The sequence below is a fragment of the Natribaculum luteum genome, assembly GCF_023008545.1.
GTDB classification, from domain to species: domain Archaea; phylum Halobacteriota; class Halobacteria; order Halobacteriales; family Natrialbaceae; genus Natribaculum; species Natribaculum luteum.
This window is the reverse complement of the sequence record NZ_CP095398.1, coordinates 286170-304061: the sequence shown is the minus strand read 5'-3', so window position 1 is coordinate 304061 and position 17892 is coordinate 286170. Positions and strand designations below refer to the sequence as shown.

Here is a 17892-nt window from a genome sequence, read left to right as displayed (position 1 = left end):
AGTCTCGAGGGCGACGTCGGTCGATTTCACTCTCTGACTCTGTCCGCAGTCGACCCAATAGTGACCGTCGGGGATCGCTCGGACGAACGTCTTTCATCGATGTCCAACAACAGATAACCGATCGACAGTCTATGCCTGAGGTACCGCTCAGAACGACTCGAGACCAATCGCTCGACCCGCGCAGCAAGTACAAAGACCGCTGTCGACTCTCGCGACACCTGGCCGACGAGCTCGATCTTTCGGCGGGAAGCCATGTCAGAGTCGACGAAGGGCCGTATTCGACGTACTATCGAGTCCAGGAGATCGACGACGCTCCAGCCGCGCCGATCGTCGTTCACGAGGACCACCTCGACCGATTCGGGATCGACGGCGAGACCACGGTCGAACTCTCGACGACGATCCCACAGGAGTCCCGGACCGAAGCCAGGAAAGGCGGCGGACTGGCAGAGACGCTGCTCGACGACGGATCCCAGGACCGAATCCTGTTGACTGCACCCCACGGCGGCGCAGTCGAACGAGGGACTGACGAGATGGCCGAACGCACCTACGAACTGCTCGAGCGCGCCGGCGTGTCGGCATCGCTGTGGATGCTTCACGGGCACAATCCGCCGGGCGACAGCGACGTGACGGCCCACAGACGGTGGCACGTCGGGAAGCTCGCCGACGGGATCGACGGCTATCCCGGACTGCGACGGATCGCCGACCGGGAGTTCGACCTCGTCGTCGGCTTCCACCGCTCCGGGTACGATCAGATCGAGGTGGGCGGCCGGATCGGCGATGCGACGAGAGAACGGGTCGCCGAGCGGTTGCGCGAGCGGACAGGGCGGAACGTCTGGACCGATCTGGACCGGCTCCGACTCCCCGGGACGCACCCGCGAATCTCGACGAATTACCTGTCGAAAGACGGCGAGCGGGGACTCCACCTCGAGTGTACGCCAGGGACGTGTGACCGGTATGCAGAACAGGCCGCACAGGCGGTCGTCGACGGGATTCGACCCCACTTCGGCTGATCGACGGCTCCGCCACTGACGGCGTTGCCCCTGGCAGTGCGACCGGGAGAGCACCAGCCACTATCGTCACTATCTGGATACAGCGCGCAAAAAAACAGGCCTGCAGTGTGAGCCGGTTACTCGCCGACGTCACCGGCGTTGACGGTCGGTCGTCCAGAGTCGGCGGAAGACGAGGAGGACGAGGAGCGACCCCCGAACACACCGAGCCCGCCGACGCCGGACGAGGACGACGAAGACGACCGGCAGTCGCGGCACTTCAGTTTCTTCCGACTCGTTCCGCGGACTCGAACTCGCTTGTCGGCCTTGTGGCCGGAGTGTCGTTTGCCGCAGTCTGGGCACTTGTACCGGGACTCTGTGATCAAGATTCCCATGTCTGCACCGTTGCGCCAGTGAATATAAAAGCGGACGTGCGGGTGGAGGTGAACGTCAGGCTCGATGGGGTCGTTCGAACGCCTCGTAAAAAGCCCGCGTCCGGGAAACCGGCGACGTCGGGGACACCGTCCCGCGAATCGGACGCCAGACTATGCATCCGACGAGTCGACCGACGATGATCCAGACGGCACGCGACGGCGTCCGGCCTACGTTTTTTATCCACCTGTTATCAAATGTGACTGTGACCTGCGACGAACTGAAGTGTGACAGTCTGATCGGCAAGGAGTGGGGGGACGCATGAGCGGGCTCGAAGGGAACGTCGCCCGCGCCGAGACGGTTCAGTCAGCTGGAGAGCGGACCGGAGACCGATTTCGCAACCTCGGGATCCTCGAGGACGTCGGCCACAGGCGCGTGCCGTCGCTCGCACAGGACACCTATCACGAGCGGACGGGTGCGGGCGGCCGCACGGACCTCGAGGTGGTCACGCACGCGCTCGAACTCGGCATGAACGTCGTCCTGAAGGGACAGCCGGGTGTTGGCAAGAGCTTCCTGGTCAAGTACGTCTGTGCACAGACCAACCGTCCCCTGTACCGGATCACCCTCTCGGAGACGACCTACCGCGAGGACCTGCTGGGGACGCTGCACCTGGTGAGTACCGACGGCGGCGAAACCGAGACGGCGTGGATCGATGGGCCGTTGACTCGTGCCGCCCGCGCAGGCGGGGTCCTGTTGCTCGACGAGATCAACGCCGCGGCCGCCAATACCGTGGCTGCACTCAACGCCGTGATGGAACAACGGCAAACCCGGACGCTCACCATCCCCCAGACCGGCGAACAGATCGACCCGCACCCGGAGTTCAGGGTCGTCGCGACGGCAAATCCCGGCTACCAGGGCACCTACGAACTGAACGACGCCTTCGAGGACCGCTTTCGGCACGTAAAACTGGAGTACCTGCCGGAGTCCGTCGAGGTCGACCTCGTCTTCGAACGAACGGCTCTCGACGAGGGCAAGCGGCCGGAGATCGAGCGGTTGGTCGCCTTTGCCAATCGGCTCCGGGGGGCCTACGAGGACGGCGAACTGTCGACGCCGATCACGACCCGCGAGATCGTCCGCATCGCCCGGTTCATGGAAGGTGAGTTCATGTCTGTCCGGGAGGCGACGCGGAGCGAACTCGTTGCCCGGGTCGACGAGTACGACGAGTCGTTCGTTCGAACGCTCATCGACAAGCAACTCTGAAATGCGCGTTGGACCCGACACCGACCCGGACCTGATCGACGAGTCGTGGAGCCGACAGCGTGACTCCGAGGTTCGGCGCGAGGAGCTCCAGCGGCTCGTCAACTTCTGTGTGGATCGATCGACGACCGTCGACGTTCGTCTCCAGCCGTCGGGAGCCGCATGTCGGCTGAACGACGATGGCGACGGCTACGTCGTACTGGTTCCGACCCGAAAGTACGAACAGGTCCACACCGACCTCGAGCCTGCGATCTGGGACAGGGCGATGCAGATCGCCTTCCTCTTTCACGAACTGGGACACGTCCGCTACTCCGGGTTCGACACCTTCCACGACTACCTCGACTCGATCGATCCGCGGTGGATCCACCTGTTCAAGCACGTGTACAATGCAGGCGAAGACGTGGCGATCGAGTCCCAGATGGCGGCAGAGCTCCGTCTGCGGGACGACTTCGCTCTCAAGAACGCGACACTGGGTGCAACCATCGATCGGAAACACGCACGTTACGTCGAGTTGTTCGGTCTCATCGATGGAGAGACGCCAGTCCGTACGTACACCGTATTCGAGGCGATTCAGTTCGGGATTCTCGACTACGAGTTCGGTGCAGCGAATCGGTTCGACGAGATCATCGATCCCTCGGAACCGGGACGAGTCGTCAAGGGAGGACGCCACGACATCGTCGAATCCATCGAACCACATCTGCGGGCGTACGTCGAGGACATGCTCTCGGAACCCGATCCAAAAGCGCGAGTCGATCGTGCGTTCGAGTTCTTCGAACTCGTCCGCTCGGAACTCGAAGTGCTGCCCCCGTTGCAGCGCCAGCGGCTCCAGACACCGGACGTCCGGCCCGCTGATGTCCGCGCGGTGTCCGGGTGGTCGCCGGACAGCGCGGATGCATTGAGCAGCGACGCCAGGAGAGGTGGCCACGGCGGGCGATCCCCCGCCGGAGGCACCGGAACCGACGAATCCGACGCGGAGTCGTGGAAGGACGAACCGAGTGCAAACGCGTTGCGGCGAGCCGCTCGTCGGTGGGGAGACGCCGGCGGCGAGGCGACGTCCGCGTTTCGCCGAACCGTCGAGCGCCTCGTCGGGATCGTCAGCGATGAGGAGACCGCGGTCGACGAGGTGCTGGTCGTCCCGCCGGCGGAGGAAGGTGGGGACACCGACCGATGGACGACCGTCAAACAGTCGGCGAGGCGGCTCCTGACGGACCTGGACGCTCAGCTCCGGCAGGAGCGACGACCCAGACAGTACTCGGGCGCTCGACGTGGGACGGTCGACTCGCGGAACCTCGTCGCTGCCGTTCGGGGCTCCGAGCGCGTGTTCACGCGCACTCGACCCGGCCGAGAGAAGGACTACTCGTGTCAGGTGATCCTCGATCGATCGACCTCGATGTCGGATCGGATCACGGCTGCCGAGGGTGCCACGGCGCAACTCGCGTACGCCCTGTACGCACTCGGCGTCGACGTGTCGGTCCTCTCGCTGTACGAGCACCGCGTCGGCCTCGAGTTGCCGTTCGACGTCGATCCGGAGACGCAGATCGACCGGCTCGTTACGGGACGGTCCAGTGGCTCGACGCCGCTCTCGGACGCACTGGCCGTCGCACGGCGCCGCGTCGGTCGGGGAGACGGGGCGGTGTCGTTCGTCATCGTCGTGACCGACGGCGAAGCCAACGACGTCGAACAGTACAAGGCGCAGCTGGATCGCTGTGGCTGCCCGGTCTTCGGCGTCTACGTGGGCGATGGACCCGACGATCACGAGCAGTACTTCGATCGGGTCGTCTACGCCGCGCCGGCGGAACTGGACGTTGTGCTCGGGCATCTCGCACGCCGCCTGTTCCGGAGGGGAGCATGAACGGGGCCGACGACCGGTTGTCGGCCGCGGACGTCCGCGCCGTCACCAGTCGATGGGCGGCAGGCCGCATCGACGACGACGAGGCAACGGCGAAACTCCTGGACGCGCTCGAGGCGAGGGACGCGGTCGTACGGACGAACGCACTCCACGGACTCACCGAATTCTACGAGGAGACCGACCTCGAGGCGGTCGAGATCGTAGACCGGATCGCGACGGCAGCCGCGGCAGGGAAGCGCGTGCTCGTATCGCAGGGCGACGACCTGCGGTCGCTCTATCGCGACGATCCAACGGCGATCACGCCGCTGCTGGAACACTTCCGGCAAGTTCTTGGCGGTGGCGACGTCCCCGCCGAAACGAACGTCTACTTCACCTGTGGAGTCGTCGGCGACGTCGGATCGATCGCTCCCGGCGTCGTGAAGGGGCTGCTCCCCACGCTCGTCGGTGCGATCGGAGCCGACGACAGCAGCGTCCGGTGGCACGCGACCTGTTCGCTCGCCCGCATCGGCCGGACCGAACCGGCGGTCGTTCGGTCGGTCGTCGCCGGACGGATCTGGACGCTCGATGCCGACTCCCCGCAGCCGATCGCGACTGCCTGCATCGAACTGGGTTACGTCGGAATCGCACTCCCGGACCTCGTCCCCGTTACGGCGGAATTCGCCACGCTCAGTGATCACCACGACCCGGACGTCCGCACGGCGTTCGCGGAAGCGATCGGCCGGATCGGTGGACTCGAACGGAACGACGACGGGTGGTACGGCGTCGCGGCACTGGAGGCGGTCGCCGACCACTACGACGACCTCGCCGCGCTCGCAGCCGATCCCGACGACGACGTCCGGGTCGCGGCTGTCAGTGCGATCCGCCGGCTCTGTGCCGCCGATCCGTCGCTCGTCGGCCGGTTCCAAACGGAGCTACGGGACGCGATCGACGACGCGAATTCGGTCTCGACGGAGGCTATCCACGCGGTGAGAGCAGCGATCGAAGCAGGAGAGCCGTGTCCGTGGGCGATCGATCCACTCCGTCGGGCGCTCGCAGCGGACACTAGATGCCGTGTCGTGGCCGCTCGAGCGCTCTGCTGGGTCGCAATTCGCGACGGGTTCGGGTCTCGAGCGGCCGCACGCCACGCCCTCGCGCTCGCCTGCTGGGCCCTCCTCAACCGGCGAGTGCAGCCGTCGAGGATCGACGATCCGGCGATCGCGCGGCTGGCCGAGGCCGTCGACGAGGTCGGCCTCGAACGCGACTACCTCTCGTGGCTGCTGGAAATCGAAGGAGACCTGCGGTCCAGCACGAACCGGACGATAGCGCTGTTGATCGCCCGGATCAGTGCGGAGACGGCAGCCGACGCCGATCGCGTCTGCTCGCGACTCGAGATGGCGGCGACGAGTTCCTCCTCGAACGAACGGAAGGTCGGACTACTGGGTCTGCGGTTCATCGCCGGAACGAACGAGGCGTTCGATCGTCGAGTCCCGCCGGTCGTCGAGGACTACCTCGAGAGTGAGCACGAGACTGCCCGGGACGTTGCGGCCGACGCCGTGGTCGCGGCGACGGAGCAGGCACCCCTGGAGGCGGTATCGGTGCTCCGACTGTGCTGCCGGCAGGTGACGGCCGAGGACGACGGTTCGACCGTCGGTCCGGCCGAAACCCTCGAATCGATCGGGACGCGCCGCCCGCACGCAGCCGCCGAGCTCCGGACGGAGCTGTTCGACCTCGTTGCGAAAGGTGGCGAGGGCGGACGGGCGGCTGCGGCCATCCTCTCGGCGGCGATCGCGGCGGACGAACTGGCGCTGACGCCGTCGGAATGTGGTCGGCTCCGGACGGCACTCGAATCGGCGGAGGGATCGTGGCAGTTCCAGGGGGCTGTCGCGACGTGTCTCCTGCGGGCCGATACCGACCAGGAGACGGCTACGCTGGCCCGCCGACGGACGATCCAGGCGTTCCGGTCTGGGTCGTGGTCGGGCACAGCGGACGAACCGCTGCTCGCCGAGGATCGAGAACTGGCCCTCGCGATGGCGGGAATCCTTCCCCACAACCATCCGACTAGCGGGAAGCCCTACTACGTGCCGGCAGCGACACACCTCGATTGCGCGGCGAAGTCGGTCGTGGCCCTGGATCGGATCGTCACGAAGATCGGCGGCCACGCGGTCGACCGGTCGGCCATCGACCTGCTCGCCGAATTCGGCGATCAGCACCCACACGCGCTGTCGTCGACCATCGGATCTCCCGACGAGATTATGATGTACAGCGAGTCGAACGCCGTCGTAAAGTGGATCTCGCTGGCGCGATCGAGCAGCTTCGGGTTCGACGATCAGGAGGGCGTCGTCGCATCACACCCGGATCCGACGGTTAGAGACGCCGCTGCCGCCGGCGGTCTGTCCGATCCGTCACCCCTCCCCGATCCGGAAGCGGTGACCGATCCAGAAGCGATCGACGACCTGGCGGCCGACCTCGCGTCGACGACAGTCGATCGCGAGCGGGCGGCGCGACGCCGACTCGTCGCCGTCGCCACGTCGAATCCCGAACACCGCGAGCGCGTCGTCCTCCACCTCCTGCTCCGGGTGACGGCACTCGATCCAGGCACGCGGCACGACGAGACCGTCGACGCGCTAGCGAGCCTCGCCGACCAGCCGGTATCTCCGTCGGCGTCGCTGGCGGACGTACTGGTGGCGTATCTCGACTCCAAATCACCGCGGCTTCGCCGCCAGGCGATCACGGTCGCGACCGCTCTGGCACCGACCCTCGCGGCGGACGGGCTCTCCGGTGACCTCGAGGTAGCGATCGTCGACCGACTTCGAGACGACGACGCTATCGTCAGAGAGTGGGCCGCATTCGCGACCAGGCGATACTCGAGATCGCTGGCCACGTCCGATCGGGTGGTTCCCCGGCTGATCGACCTGCTTACCGACCGGTTTCCGGTCGCTCAAACCGCGACGTACGCACTTTCGCTGCTTGCGCGGACTGCTCCTGACCGGGTCGCGGCGGAGCTAGACGGGACCACCGTCTCGGCGATGCGACCCTCGCTCCAGGACGGGCTGCTCTCTATCCTGCGGAACCTCGCGAGTGCCGACCCGGCGTACGCGGAGCTCGCACTGGACCTGCTCCCGGCAGACGAACTCGTCGGGACAAGCGGGCAGGCCGTCTTCGAGTTGCTCGGGTACGCACCGATCGACCGGGTGGCGACTCAGCCCTCGATCCTGAACTGGCTCGTCGACAGACTGGAAGCGACTAGCAACGTCGACGAGGCGCACGCGATCGGTCACCTCCTGGTGCGGTCCGCCCGGGTCAGGCCGGAGGCTGTCTGGCAGGCCCTCGAATCCACCGCCGCCGCTCTCGAGTCCGAGAGGGTCGCCGTCATCCACGCCGAAGACGCCGTCTATCGGACGCTCGCCGTGCTGGTGGCGGAGAGCGGATCAAACGTTGCCGGTCCGTTCGCGGAGCCGATCGCGTCCATACTCGACGTCGACGGCAGTAGCTACGGCACCGAGTCCAGCACCCAGGAGTCGGGGACGGTGAACCTGTCGCACAGAGCACTCCGCGGCTCTGCCGCGAGGGTCGCCGGCCTCGCGGGGCTGGACTGTTACGCGACGGCGGTCGACTCGTTCCCGTCGACGACCGACGCGCCTGCACTCGATCCGACGGTGACCGCACGATTCCTCGTGACCGGCTCCGACGACGCCGTCACGGCGGTCCGGGATCGACTCCGCGACCACTATCCCCGGGAGTTCGTTGCGGCCACGGTACGTGAACTGGCGAGGCTCGAGCTCGCCGAGCGCTGGCGTCGGCAGGCCCGACTCGACGCGTTCGTGGCGCTCCTACCGGTTGTAGACGAACCACCGGTCCGACGTCGAGCTGTTGACACGGTACTCGACTCGATCGAGGCACCTAACTGGACGACCCGGTCTCGAGCGGTCGAGACCCTCGGTTCGCTTGCCGACAGCGAGCTCATCCCGCCCGACGAGGTGATAACCCATCTCCTGCCGGCGGTCACTGCCGACCACGAGCAGGTCTGGACCGCTGTCCGCAATATCCTCGTAGCGGCCTGTAGCCGGGCAAAACTGACGCCGCCCTCGCTCGTGCGACTGCTTCGCTCGTGGTGTGATCGCGCCGCCGACGGGTATGGAATCGAGCCGATCGTCGCGGACCTCGGTCGGCGCCACCTCCGTGCACGTCCGGCCGCGGTCGGGGTACTGGCCGACCTCGTCGGTCACGAGGCCGTCGCAGTCCGCAAGCGAGCACTCCAGGGGCTGACAGCGATCGCAACAGTCGATCCGGCCGCGATCGAGACGGTCGTCGACGCCGTCGAAGACCGGTTGGACGACGTCGATCCCAACGTTCGGGCTTACGCCGAAGAGTGTCTGGCGACTGCGGGAACCGACGGACGGGACCGATCACTCAATTAAGTCATTCATAAGGGTTTCTTCGCTGTACTGCTGGAGAGGGTAATGACTGTCGAGTTCTCGCTCGATCACGAACGTAGAGTTCGTTCGATCGACTTGGTCGAGGTCTTCGAACTCAGAAATGAGTCGTTCAACGCTATCACTACCCGGTAGCCGAGCTAATGCAATGAAGTCCGTGCTTCCCATTGTGAAGAAGACCTTTGTAACTCCTTCAATATCGGCGATCACCCGGCCACTCTCAGCATGGGATTGATCATTTTTTGTGAATATCTGGACAAGAACTGTCACTCCTAAGCCAAATTCGTCGAGGTCGAGATCCAATCGATCATTCGTAATGATGCCAGCGTCTCGGAGATTGTTGAGGCGGTAGTGAATCGTCGATAGCGGGATTCCTGTCGCTTCACTCACCGCTTCGGTACTCGTCGTCTCTAGGTCTTCAAGTGACTTCAGGATCTGAATGTCCTTCTCATCCATAGCGTATGCATACCCACAGAATTCGTAGTGACTTCAACTTTTACTGAGCTCGCCGGCTCAATATCGAAGTTCCTCCAGATAGACCGAAACTCGAGCGGAGGACTGCCGTATTCGTCTCATTATTGCCAATTCTGAATCTACTAGCTAACACAACATGGGAACGACAATCCAGAACCGGTTTCATATCCCGGCGGGGCTTGCCCTCATCGGATTGGGTTTTCTCTGGGGTGCAGGCTTCCCCGCCATCGATATTGTAGTAGCACAGCTCCCCCCACTTGGTGCGGCGGGTATCCGCTACGCTGTCTCCGGCTGTATCGTCCTCGGATATGCACACATAGCGACTAACCGACTGCTGCCGCAGACAAACCGTGAACTCATGAGTATCGGTATCGTGGGCGGATTCATGTTTGGTGGTTATCAGGCAGGCTTATACCTAGGTACACAGCACGTCTCGGGTGCGGTTGCGTCTGTCGTCACCACAATGTCGCCAGTCGTAGCAGCCCTCGTCGCTGTCCCCATTCTCGGTGAATCTCGAGGCTTGCTCGACGTTATCGGGTTCTGTCTCGGTCTGAGTGGTGTCCTGGTTCTCGCACAACCATCGACTGGTACCATGTCTCTGTCGTCGACGGCACTCGGCGTTGGATTGGTCTTCTTGGGAACAACACTATTTGCAGTTGGCTCAGTCACGCTCCAGTTGTTCGATGACGAACTACCGGCGGAAACGCTCCAAGGATGGGCGATGCTTCTCGGGGCGGCACTATTGTTCTGCGGAGGAATTCTTCGCGGTGAATCGCTTCCGACCGTCCAGTCTCTCACTCCGGTGGCACTCGCCTCGTTGCTATATATTACCCTCGTCGCTGGCGCTGGTGGTTACCTCTTGTACTTCCGGCTGGTACAGCAGGTTGGAGCGACAGAAACAACACTCGTAGCGTATTTAGAACCGGTTGCCGCGACACTCGTGTCGGTTTTATTTCTAAACAAGGCAATTTATATGACAACAATTGTCGGATTTCTTGCCGTTGCTGCAGGATTCACACTCGTTAGTCGAAACACGATGCGCCGAGCGATTGCCAGACTCCGAACGGCAGATTCAACCACGAATTCCACACATCGAAACCGTAGTAATTGATGTCAGAAAGTGGGACAGCGGCGAACTCGAAATCACACTCTCCAGTGGGACCGCGGTCGAACACAAGATCCACGACAGCCACGAGCGCAAACACGGATGAGAGCAGATCAAATAACTGCCCGGTAGCAACTAGCCCGGGGATGTCGGCCAGATGATCGAGGCACCAAACTCGATCGAGCACGACGGCCGGTACGATCTGATAGGGAGTAGCAAAACAATCCATAGTTTTGCTTCAGTGTTCTTCAGAGACTGACAGATATGCGGTGATGGATACAGCGCGCGAATGAGGCATTGGCTGAGATCCGATCTGCGAAGAGTAATGATCGATCAGTACAGGCAAACGATGGAACGCTGCGTGGGATCTACTCAACATCTATCAAGAACGGCGTACGAATCCATCTGACAACTACCAAGAACAACGTTTTGAGGGGCCACTCGTTTATTCATCCGAGTGGAAGGTGCGCCTCGACTCGTTTTTTTTTCGGGAGTACTATCTCATGTCCAACAATTGTGTAGGACTGGTCTATCGGGTAACCAAGACGACCCCAATAACTGCGAACGCTATCCCGGCAAGTCTCGTTATCGTAACTTCGTCTCCGAGGACGACCATACCGATGATGGCCGCAACGACGAAGTACATCGCACCGAGAGTAGAGACGATTGTTGTTGACCCTCCGGAGAGGCCGACGTACATCGAAATAAGGCCGATTCCGGTGAACAATCCGGCCGTGCCAGCGAGCAGTCCTCCCCTCGCAGTAATGGCGAGCGAGGCGTCTGAAACGAGGATGAATCCGAGTGCAAGAGGTCCCGCAACAAGATAGGAGATCGCGGCGGCCGTCCTCGGGTCGATGGACTCCGACGCAGCGTTGCCCAAGACTACCCAGATTCCCCACGTTACCATTGTAATCGAACCAAAGAAAACAGCCGAATCTATCTCGGGGAAACCCATCAGTGTACGATCTACATCGCCACTGAAAAACACCTCTCCCTTTATTATCTGTGATTCTTAAATGGCCCCTGTTCAAGAATGGCGGTGTTTAGTTACGCGTGAAAAGTGAGGCGTGCTGATTTTCAGCTGGTTCATGGCAGAAATCGCATGCCTCAATGGTAGTAGCGACTGGATTGATTTGGATTTTGTGGAGCGCGAGCGGACACCGCGTCAGCTGATGGAATTAGGTATTCGGCTGCATCTGTCCGAACTATCGCTTTCGAATACAGTTCGAGAATTGAAGAGGTTTGGTGTTAATCGGTCGCGGAAAGCTGTTCACAATTGGGTTCGCAAGTGCAATCTACAGCTCGCCGACAGTGCGTCGCCGAATCACGTTGCGTTCGACGAGATGGTGATTCGGATCGACTACCAACAGCACTGGCTGTACGCCGCCGTCGATCCTAAATCGAACGAACTGCTGCATATACGGCTGTTTTCGACAACGACGACCGTCCTTACAGAGATTTTCTTACGTGAACTGAGCGAGAAACATGACGTCAAGGACGCTGTGTTTCTCGTCGATGGCGCAACTCATCTCCAGACAGCACTCCGCCGACGCGGGCTCCGATTTCGATACGAGAAACACGGAAATCGGAACGTGGTCGAACGTGTCTTTCGAGAGGTAAAACGACGTACTTCTTCGTTCCCAAACTGTTTCAGTCACGCCGATCCAGGAACGGCTGAATCGTGGCTCCAGGCCTTCGCCGTCTAGCATAATGCGACTAACTACTTGACTTCGCACCAATATTAAGAGGCCTTCGACTTCGTGCATGAGATCGTCGATGCTTCGGCTTGGGCTGGAAAGAGCCCATGAAAGGAGGTTTTGAACGGCTTCACGGAACAAGAGCTTGAGATCAGCTCGAAGTGACGTGGCTCGTGAGATCACCGTTCCTAGAGCGCTTTGTGCAACACCGAACTTCAGCAAACTGTAGGCGAGCATCAGCAGGTGCCAGTGGCGACTGGCCCTGCGAGGCTTCGCAGCTCGCAGTCTCCCAAACCGAGGTCCTGCTTCGTGTCTCTGAAGAACGTCTCGATCCGCCATCGCATCGCGTACAGCGCGATGAGATGGCTCGCTGGCGCGTCGAGCTTGTTACTCACAAGATACTTGATACTCTTCTCACCGTCTTCGTTGCTCGATTCTTTCTCCGTAATCAGTACTTTCACCTTCCCAAGTTTCGGTACCTGCAGCTTCTTCGTCCAGATGTGGTAGGTCTCGCCATCGACACGCATCCGGTCACCTGCATAAACGACGTTTCGGTCGCTTTTGATCGCAGACACTCACTCTTTGTTGTATCCTTCGAGATGCTCAATGAATTCGCTCGACCAGTACGGGAACGGGATATCGAAGAGACAGGTATCCGCCGGGGCACCTATCTCGATGCACTCATCGACGAGTTCTTTCGCTAGCTGGACGCGAGTTTTGCTGTGTTTCTCGTAGAGTCTGAAACCCAGCCGTTCCCTGTTGAGGCGGCACTCATCCCAGTCGTATTCAGTGAGGAGCTTGTTGAGCGCCCGTTCACTTTTCGCCGGTAAGACGTGTGTAGCGATGCCATTTACGGTCTTGTTACGGCCAGCAACAAGACCGGTGACGTACGTCTTTGCGTGGTGTTTCTGATGATACGAAAATAACTCATCGATTGGATCTGTGCAGGAGAGAAACGACGTGATCGGGAGCATCTTGCCATCTACAGGAGATAGGCGTCGAGCGAAAATAAACGTGCGAAGTCAAGAAACTAGACAGTGACAACTCGGTATTCGCCTTCATCTGGCGATATTATCAATTTAAAATATAGTATCTGAGATTCAGGAGTTCGATGTCAAACGGTCGCGGAAAACCGTTCACAACTGGGTGCAGAAGGCCGATCTACAGCTCGCCAGCGATACGAATCCGGTCACGTCGCGCTCGACGAGACGGTGATCCGAATCAACACCCAGCAGTTCCGGCTGTACGCCGCTGCAACGACATCCCTCCATTCCTCGGCATCCCGGTGGGTCCGAGAATTGCGAGGACTGATAGTTGTCTCTTTCGTCGAAATCTCTCGAGCACTGTTTAAATTCTAACTCACCACCACTCGAATATACAGGCAAATAGTTTTCAAACGAACGACCGACTCACGAATGTGCGAATCACAATCGACAGAGATCGGTTCGTGGAAACGATGAAAAAACAGGCGGAGATCGGAGCCATCGACGGTCGCGGGCTCAATCGATTGACGCTGACCGACGCCGACCGCGAAGCCAGGGACTGGTTCCGCGACCAAATGGAGGCAGTTGGGCTTGACATCCGCGTCGACGAAATGGGCAACATGTTCGGTCGACGTCCGGGAATCGACCCCGACGCAGGAACGGTCTTGCTAGGATCCCACCTCGACTCACAACCGCAGGGAGGGATCTACGACGGTCCGCTTGGGATCGTTGCAGCCCTGGAGTTCGTGCGAACGCTTGAGGACGAGGGTATCGAGACAGAACGGTCTGTCGAGGTCGTGAACTGGACAAACGAGGAAGGATCCCGATTCCAGCCCGCGATGATGTCGAGCGGCGTCTGGGCGGGCGAAATCTCTCTCGAAGATGCCTATGAGACGATGGACGTTGACGGTCACCGATTTATCGACGAACTGGAACGAATCGGCTACTGCGGGGACGTCCCCGCCGAACCCCAGTACGACTACGATTCATACCTGGAATTACACATCGAGCAAGGTCCGTATCTCGACGAGGGTGACTACGACGTCGGGATCGTGACGGGTATTGCGGCGCTCCGGTGGGGCGAGGTCACCTTCTTCGGCCAGGCCAACCACTCGGGAACAACGCCGATGCACTACCGGAGTGACGCGTTAGTCGCTACAAGTGACGTGGTCACACAGGTCCGTCGTCTCCCGGGTACGCTTGGCGAGCGAACTGTCGGGACCGTCGGTGTCCTCGAGGTCGAACCTGGATCAATCAATATCGTTCCAGAAGAGGTACGCTTCACCTTCGACGTTCGCGATCCGGACGATGCCGTCGCCGATGAAGCCGTCGAATGTGTGAAGGAGGAGATAGTGGCGGCCGCCGCGAGAGAAGGGGTAGAGTGGGAGTACGAAAAGCGGATGGAAACGGAGAGCGTTTCGTTTGCCGACCGCTGTATCGAAGCCGTCCGGGCTGTGGTCTCCGACTTAGGATACGACGGTAGGGAACTCGTCAGCGGGGCCGGCCACGACGCCACGTATGCAGCCGTAGTTTGCGATGCAGCAATGGTGTTCGCCGTAAGCGAAGACGGGAAGAGCCACACGCCCGAGGAATACACAAGCTGGGATGACTGTTACAAGGCTGCTAACACGTTGGCGAACGCTGCGCTTGACCTTACCGGCGTCGAGACTGTGGGCGAGAATTGACAGTGGATCAGGATCAACGGGACGTGGCCACCGGTCGTTTCTTCAAGCCACGTTTCCATTTACATAACAAGATTAATATATTATTATAAATAATTAAGAGGTACAACTGATAGTGAAATTCGGCACAAAACTGCCGTTTCGTATGAGGCGGACTCCATTGGCTTCGTCTCAGCCCCCGGTCTGTCGCAGTCGTGAGCGTCTATTGGGGATCGGTCGTTCTGGTCACTCTTCTGAGTGTCTTCGATCAACCGTTCCAACAGCGGCGGCGGTGAGTAGTCGAGGTACTCGTCTCGTTCCTTAAGGATGGCAATCAGAACTTCGGAGACGCCGCCGACATACATCGAGAACGTGTCACGAGATTCGGCGCTAATCCCTTCCTCGTTCTCACGAGATGTTCGTGGCCGAGTCCACAGCGTCTGTGGGAAACTTGATGTCCTCGTCGAGGTGTTGGGCGATGAGTTCGTCCACGCGTTCACGATAGTGAAGCACCACGAACTCGACCTGTTCAACGCTGAGACCACGGAGTGGAAACATCGCTACTTCGAGGTGCTGTAATCGCGGGTACGGAACGATATCGGATATTTCGTTCCGCCGCGCTCGGTCGTGGTGCAGCCACAACAGCATGCGAAATGGCAATCGGAAACCAGGTCGCGGCCGGTGGCTATTCGTTTTCGACGATGTCGCAGTGTCGTGCGAAGTTATCAAATACACGAGGCGTATTCACTTCGTCGAACGAGTGGTCACCGGGGTTCCAGTCGCTCACACCGTCACTGATCCCCTCGGTGAACTCGGGGTGAAACTGGACGGTCCAGACTGGCGCGTCACGGTGGCGACTGCAGAAGTTGTCGTCGTATCTGGTGCGTGCAACCGATCGCATCCCCTCTCCGAGTTCGGTCACGAGATCACCGTGCAGCACCGGAACGACTGGATCGACACCATCGAGAACGCCCTCGTCCGACTGGTCGTATTCGATCATCTCCACGAAGGTCGCCCGTCGGCGATCCTCTTCGATCCGTCCTCCGAGTGCATAGTTTACGATCTGGTGACCATAGCAGACTCCCAGTAGCGGGATCTCCTCGTCGAGACACTGGTCGATTAGCTCGAGTTCGACATCGAACCACTCGTCGTGATCGTCGTAGACACTGTCGGTGCTCCCGCTGAGCACGACCCCGTCGAACTGATCGACGGGCGGGTGGTCAGGGTCGTCGACGATAACGTAGTACTCTGCGTCCGGGAGATGTCGAGCAATCTCTGGTCCGAGGATGCGATAATCGGGCTTGATCTCGTTATCGAGTACAAGTATCATACAAAAACATAGCGTGAGGGGGAAATAAATCCATACACTCACCGTGCCGATTGTCAAACTGAGCGTAACGACAATTTATTCTGCTAGTGAACTACCCCTGCCTACTCGCCGCCTTCGGCGGCTCTTTGGGGAAGGGAGCTTACCGCCTGTGATTAGCTAAATAGCTTATTGGTTCTGCCATACCACGACGGTGCGTAAGGGGTAAAATAGATGTCTACGAGCAGCAAATCGAAGAGATCTAAAACAGGGATAATCTTGCCGTAGCTGAGGAGATCATTGCACCGAAATACGTCAATCACTACTGCGATATAGTGGGTCAAGAGGAGTACAAGGGAGTCGTCTCCAGGTTCGGGAAAGCGTTTCCAGATTACCAGTATTCCTCTGACGGACAGTCCAGGGACTCCGATTTCTCAACCCAGGTCCCCTGGACAGCCGTTTAGGAGTGGTACCGGGGGACGGTCGACGCCGCCGGAACCGAGCAGATAATGTACACCCCGTCCAGAGCCGAGGAGCCCCACGTCAGCCGGCAGGTTCGCGAGATTACTTCAAGGAGTCGTTGCAGCGTTTGCCGATGGTATCTGTCCTGCGATCACTCTTCGACCTCATCGGCGATTTCGGATTCGATATCTCGTTTCGTCTCTTCCAACTGGTCGATGAGGCTCTGATCAAGCCCCTCATCGAAGAGATAAGAAGGCCATCCGATACTGATCGCCCCAAATATCGTATCATCAGGGTACTTCACCACGGTGGCGGCGTTCTCGAACCCCTCATGGACTTCTTGGTGGGCCATTGCGTATCCCTTTTTTCGAGCCGCTTCCAGCTGCTGATACAGGGTATCACGGTCCGTTACCGAGTATGGTGTCTGTTTGGGGAGCCCCCACTTATCGAGAATCTCTTCGACCCGTTCGTCGGACATCTCCGCGAGCATCGCCTTTCCCGAGGCAGTGTTGTTCATATAATAGAATATCCCGACTCCTTCCCAGTCGTCGTCGATGTTACTGTATCCCGGGGCGTTTTCGGTGATATCGATGAGAGAGATAATGCGCCCGTGCTCCTCGACGAGGAACTCTACTTCCATGTTCGTCTGCTTCGAAAGTTCGTTCGCATGGCGCCGTACGATCTGAAAGAAGGGTGTGTTACGACGGGCCGACCGGCCGTAATGGAGAAATCGAAATGGTATCTTGTATACGTCGTTCTCCTTGACGAGCCACTCCTGTTCGTAGAGGGTCGCCAGATGATTGTGTGCCGTGCTGTATCCGATATCGAATTCTTTCGCGATGTCCGTCAATCTCGCCCCCCGTTCCTCTCGGATGAATTCGAGTATCTGTAACGACGTCATCGTGGACTGAACCAACCGCGACGCGTTGTCTTCGGTCATATCAATGAGTCTCCATGGTTTGTCATTAAATTTTCGCCATATGTGAAACGATTCTGCCGAACAGAGGGAATTCATCGGTGTGAGTGAACCAGACCCAGTCGATCACATCGATTTAGAGAGCGGACGAGACGGAGGCGCTGTACTTCTCCCAGGCGAAACGGGGAACCACCGCCTTTGATGCCTACGTTAAATCGTTTGCTTATGACCGGTTTGGCACCATTCCAGAGAATTTTGAACTGCATGGAACATTTGAAGCAACTAAAGTATCAATAGGTCATTTAGACTGCTGTCGTTTACGCAGTATCGTTGGTATCCGATCATGGAATGATCGATTCTATTTACAAATATATCTCATTCGACGAAAGAACCGAAGGGTAGAATATCAGTA

The 17892-nt window shown here is 59.8% G+C and carries 12 protein-coding genes and 2 pseudogenes; 9 read left to right on the top strand and 5 right to left on the bottom strand.

Features of this window, described 5'->3' with window-relative positions; genetic code table 11:
* The first annotated feature begins 131 nt into the window (after positions 1-131).
* The 4 genes from MU558_RS20150 to MU558_RS20135 all read left to right on the top strand — a co-directional run bounded on the left by MU558_RS20150 (position 132) and on the right by MU558_RS20135 (position 8861).
* The gene (locus MU558_RS20150) at positions 132-1010 is read left to right on the top strand and encodes a poly-gamma-glutamate hydrolase family protein (protein WP_246976398.1); all 879 of its coding nucleotides are present in this window, start codon (positions 132-134) and stop codon (positions 1008-1010) included.
* Positions 1011-1679: 669 nt separating this feature from the next.
* Positions 1680-2618: an AAA family ATPase gene (locus MU558_RS20145; protein ID WP_246976395.1), complete on the top strand. Its 939-nt coding sequence runs from the start codon at positions 1680-1682 to the stop codon at positions 2616-2618.
* A 1-nt stretch (position 2619) separates the two neighbouring features.
* Entirely contained in the window at positions 2620-4467 is a 1848-nt protein-coding gene (locus MU558_RS20140; RefSeq protein ID WP_246976392.1) for a vWA domain-containing protein, read from the top strand.
* Entirely contained in the window at positions 4464-8861 is a 4398-nt protein-coding gene (locus MU558_RS20135) for a hypothetical protein (RefSeq protein WP_246976389.1), read from the top strand. Before MU558_RS20140 ends, MU558_RS20135 begins: the two co-directional genes overlap by 4 nt.
* On the opposite strand, the gene MU558_RS20130 is transcribed toward MU558_RS20135, so the two are convergent.
* Entirely contained in the window at positions 8850-9332 is a 483-nt protein-coding gene (locus tag MU558_RS20130) for an Lrp/AsnC family transcriptional regulator (RefSeq protein WP_246976386.1), read from the bottom strand. The two genes, MU558_RS20135 and MU558_RS20130, sit on opposite strands and share 12 nt — an antisense overlap.
* Before the next feature lie 154 nt (positions 9333-9486).
* On the opposite strand from MU558_RS20130, the gene MU558_RS20125 reads away from it, so the two are divergent.
* Entirely contained in the window at positions 9487-10461 is a 975-nt protein-coding gene (locus MU558_RS20125) for a DMT family transporter (protein WP_246976383.1), read from the top strand.
* Between the two features lie 523 nt (positions 10462-10984).
* On the opposite strand, the gene MU558_RS20120 is transcribed toward MU558_RS20125, so the two are convergent.
* Positions 10985-11410: an EamA family transporter gene (locus tag MU558_RS20120; protein ID WP_246976381.1), complete on the bottom strand. Its 426-nt coding sequence runs from the start codon at positions 11408-11410 to the stop codon at positions 10985-10987.
* Between the two features lie 133 nt (positions 11411-11543).
* Here MU558_RS20120 and MU558_RS20115 point away from each other — a divergent pair, with 133 nt between their 5' ends.
* Positions 11544-12161: an IS6 family transposase gene (locus tag MU558_RS20115; RefSeq protein ID WP_246976378.1), complete on the top strand. Its 618-nt coding sequence runs from the start codon at positions 11544-11546 to the stop codon at positions 12159-12161.
* 33 nt (positions 12162-12194) lie between these two features.
* Here the strand turns inward: MU558_RS20115 and MU558_RS20110 are convergent.
* Positions 12195-13126, bottom strand: a pseudogene (locus MU558_RS20110) (transposase); the annotation flags it as partial.
* 67 nt (positions 13127-13193) lie between these two features.
* Between MU558_RS20110 and MU558_RS20105 the strand changes: the two are divergent.
* The 3 genes and pseudogenes from MU558_RS20105 to MU558_RS20095 all read left to right on the top strand — a co-directional run.
* A pseudogene (locus tag MU558_RS20105) lies at positions 13194-13408 on the top strand (IS6 family transposase); the annotation flags it as partial.
* Between the two features lie 161 nt (positions 13409-13569).
* A complete protein-coding gene (locus MU558_RS20100; protein WP_246976375.1) occupies positions 13570-14820 on the top strand; it encodes a Zn-dependent hydrolase in 1251 nt (416 codons plus the stop codon).
* A gap of 303 nt (positions 14821-15123) precedes the next feature.
* On the top strand, positions 15124-15375 hold the full coding sequence (locus tag MU558_RS20095) for a glutamine synthetase (protein ID WP_246976372.1): 252 nt from the start codon (positions 15124-15126) through the stop codon (positions 15373-15375).
* A gap of 106 nt (positions 15376-15481) precedes the next feature.
* Here the strand turns inward: MU558_RS20095 and MU558_RS20090 are convergent, their stop codons facing one another.
* Together MU558_RS20090 and MU558_RS20085 are read right to left on the bottom strand one after the other, a co-directional pair.
* A complete protein-coding gene (locus tag MU558_RS20090; RefSeq protein ID WP_246976369.1) occupies positions 15482-16126 on the bottom strand; it encodes a type 1 glutamine amidotransferase in 645 nt (214 codons plus the stop codon).
* A 589-nt stretch (positions 16127-16715) separates the two neighbouring features.
* Entirely contained in the window at positions 16716-17504 is a 789-nt protein-coding gene (locus MU558_RS20085) for an IclR family transcriptional regulator (RefSeq protein WP_246976366.1), read from the bottom strand.
* Positions 17505-17892 lie beyond the last annotated feature (388 nt).

Bases quoted from the DNA above. Each gene is read 5' to 3' on its own strand.
- MU558_RS20090 (WP_246976369.1), bottom strand. From the start codon at position 16,126: ATGATACTTGTACTCGATAACGAGATCAAGCCCGATTATCGCATCCTC.
- MU558_RS20125 (WP_246976383.1), top strand. From the start codon at position 9,487: ATGGGAACGACAATCCAGAACCGGTTTCATATCCCGGCGGGGCTTGCC.
- MU558_RS20085 (WP_246976366.1), bottom strand. From the start codon at position 17,504: ATGACCGAAGACAACGCGTCGCGGTTGGTTCAGTCCACGATGACGTCG.
- MU558_RS20145 (WP_246976395.1), top strand. From the start codon at position 1,680: ATGAGCGGGCTCGAAGGGAACGTCGCCCGCGCCGAGACGGTTCAGTCA.
- MU558_RS20120 (WP_246976381.1), bottom strand. From the start codon at position 11,410: ATGGGTTTCCCCGAGATAGATTCGGCTGTTTTCTTTGGTTCGATTACA.
- MU558_RS20135 (WP_246976389.1), top strand. From the start codon at position 4,464: ATGAACGGGGCCGACGACCGGTTGTCGGCCGCGGACGTCCGCGCCGTC.
- MU558_RS20115 (WP_246976378.1), top strand. From the start codon at position 11,544: ATGGCAGAAATCGCATGCCTCAATGGTAGTAGCGACTGGATTGATTTG.
- MU558_RS20150 (WP_246976398.1), top strand. From the start codon at position 132: ATGCCTGAGGTACCGCTCAGAACGACTCGAGACCAATCGCTCGACCCG.
- MU558_RS20140 (WP_246976392.1), top strand. From the start codon at position 2,620: ATGCGCGTTGGACCCGACACCGACCCGGACCTGATCGACGAGTCGTGG.
- MU558_RS20130 (WP_246976386.1), bottom strand. From the start codon at position 9,332: ATGGATGAGAAGGACATTCAGATCCTGAAGTCACTTGAAGACCTAGAG.
- MU558_RS20095 (WP_246976372.1), top strand. From the start codon at position 15,124: ATGGCAATCAGAACTTCGGAGACGCCGCCGACATACATCGAGAACGTG.